This window comes from Moorena sp. SIO1F2, assembly GCF_010672755.1.
GTDB lineage: Bacteria > Cyanobacteriota > Cyanobacteriia > Cyanobacteriales > Coleofasciculaceae > Moorena.
Map to the genome: position 1 here is coordinate 1 of NZ_JAAHFV010000574.1, position 2,513 is coordinate 2,513.

At 45.4% G+C, this 2,513-nt stretch carries 2 protein-coding genes; one reads left to right on the forward strand and one right to left on the reverse strand.

Annotated elements, in window-relative coordinates; genetic code table 11:
* Window positions 1–25 precede the first annotated feature (25 nt).
* Entirely contained in the window at window positions 26–223 is a 198-nt protein-coding gene (locus tag F6J94_RS32880) for a hypothetical protein (RefSeq protein WP_293047909.1), read from the forward strand.
* Here the strand turns inward: F6J94_RS32880 and F6J94_RS32885 are convergent.
* Window positions 216–2,099 carry an alpha/beta hydrolase gene (locus F6J94_RS32885; RefSeq protein ID WP_293047912.1) on the reverse strand — a complete coding sequence of 628 codons (1,884 nt, stop codon included), beginning with the start codon at window positions 2,097–2,099 and terminating at the stop codon, window positions 216–218. The genes F6J94_RS32880 and F6J94_RS32885 overlap by 8 nt on opposite strands.
* Between the last annotated feature and the right edge of the window lie 414 nt (window positions 2,100–2,513).

Here is a 2,513-nt window from a genome sequence, read left to right on the forward strand (position 1 = left end):
CTGTAGGGTGGGCAGTGCATGATTGGTGATTAATTGGCTTGCCATCGGGAAGGTAAGCACTGCCCACCCTACGATTAATATTACTGCATCACTATTCTCTAGTCCCGATTCCCGATTCCCGATTCCCCATCTCCCCATCTCCCCACACTCCCTATTCCCTATTCCCTATTCCCTACTCCCTACTCCCTACTCCCTACTCCCTAAAACTATTAAACTTAACTGATGCGAGTTGCTTTTTCGCGGTACTTGTTCACAAGTTTAGTGAACAATTGATTCAGCTGTCCAATGCAAAAACTATTCGGGGTCATCATTTTAGTGTTAGGATAAAAATAGAACTGAATTGAGCTGAGCGATCCATAATTTACGTCCTTAAAGTTGATAGCAACCTGCTGATTTACCACGGATATAACTTGAAACCAAGTTGCCATGGTAGCAGGTAATTTTGTACTCAGACGCAAGGAAATTTTGGGACTCGAAAGAGATTGAGCGTAGGCTGGGGTTAAAAATGGTTCATAGCGTTGAGCTTCTGGAGTTAGCTGCTTAATAAACGCTAAACTTACACCTTTGACCAGTTGCCGCAGGCTATGGGCATCGTCCCCAACCACCTCTTTGACTAAAGTACTTCTAGCGATCGCATCGTTAAGATTTTTCGGGTCAGTCACACTGAGGTGAGTGCCACCAATGGCGCTAATCAAATACTTAGAACCCCCCAACTGATTAAAAGACCGTAACTGATGGTCTAGAGCTGGTGTAATGGCATCCTCGGTACCCGTTAACATTAAGGTTGGTACAGTAACATGACGCAAACCCTTAGTACCAAACAAACGCCCCGTTACGCTATTTAATGCGATCGCTTGCACCACTCGCTGATCAGTAAGATTAACCTCGTCTTCTGGTAAATCAGCCGCTGCACATTGGAACCAATCTGCTGGGGATCTGCCCACAGGAGAGCGATTTTTACAAAACTGTCGCAGTTCCTCTAAATTTAGTTTTCCCCCAGCCAACGCTAAAGCCGTGTAGCCCCCCAATGAATGACCAATAATTGTAACTTGTTGAGTATTCAGTTTACCTAGCATGGTAGAATATCTCTCATTGATGTCAGCCAACTCATCCAGGAGAAAGCTGACATCTTTGGGGCGGTCAATAAACTCCCCCGGAGGTAACAAATCCCCAAGTTTACCTGGTGCTGACAAGTTGTTAATCCTGGTAAAGTTGCTGCCAGGATGCTCTAGGGAAGCAACAGTAAGACCATGAGACGCTAGATGGCGTGCTAAATATCTCAGAAATTTGCGGTCTGCAGCAAATCCGTGGGAGAGAACTACCAAAGGTCCAGTAGTATCATCAGCCCAGTATAGATCTACAATAATAGTACGTTGCCGTTGTTGGTCTCTTAGTCTTAGTTTACGCTGTTTAACCAATTGAGGACCAATACTAGCAGGGTCAAATTTAGGGCGAAAGGTGGCAGCGTCCGCAACAGCCAAATCTTGCTCTAAAATTGGACCAACTGCTAAACTCTTCCAGTAGGAAGCATTGAGCTGTAGGGCAATGCCAACAGCAGACGAAGCATCCAAAGTGATATTTTCTCCTGGATAAGCCCGTAAAAAACTCAGCACACTTAAACCATTGACTTGCCTTGCTCCTAACAACAGCGCAGCTTTTAATTGCTCTAAACTACTATCAGGGAGTGCTAACCCTAGTCTTTCCAACAACCGTGCGCCATCGCTGGAGAGGAGAAGGTCATTAATAAAGGTTTCTGTGGTCTTAGGGTTGAGTTTGAGGCTATTGGTCAAAATCTTCCGGATCTGTGGCGTGAGGATATCTCCATAGGGTTGCAGTGCTGGTGATAACTCCCCTGTCTCAGCAAAGGTTTCTAATTCCGTGATAGCGACCGATTGCTCAAATGGCCCTAAACGTAGAGTGAGATACTCAGCGGCAAAAACTGGTGGGGTAATTGCCCAAAACAGAGTCACAAAGAGACTACCTAGAGCACCCTGTCTGATTTTTTTAATTTGACCTATTGAACCATTACAGTGTTTTTTCTTCACAGAAGATTCAGAGGTATGGCGGCGATCAGACCATGGCAGCTGAAAATTCATCATTAGCGATTTATGCAGAATGTGAGTGCGGATATTTCGATCAAAGCCGACTTAATCAAGACTCGACAAGCCTATCGAAATATTTTTTCTGCACCACTTATGCACTAAAGGGTAAGCTATCAGCTATCAGTTATCAGCTATCAGCTATCAGCTATCAGCTATCAGCTATCAGTTATCAGCTATCAGTTATCAGCTATCAGCTCAGAAGTGTTCGTGTAGCGTGACCATTCGCGTAGCGTGGCCTAAAGGCCAAGGTCAATGGCATTTATCCTCCCCACCCTACCCTGCTGTTAGATCATGTTATGACAATTACCCTTAATAAACATCTCCCCATCTCCCCATCTCCCCATCTCCCCATCTCCCCATCTCCCCATCTCCCCATCTCCCCATCTCCCTGTTCCCTACTCCCTACTCCCA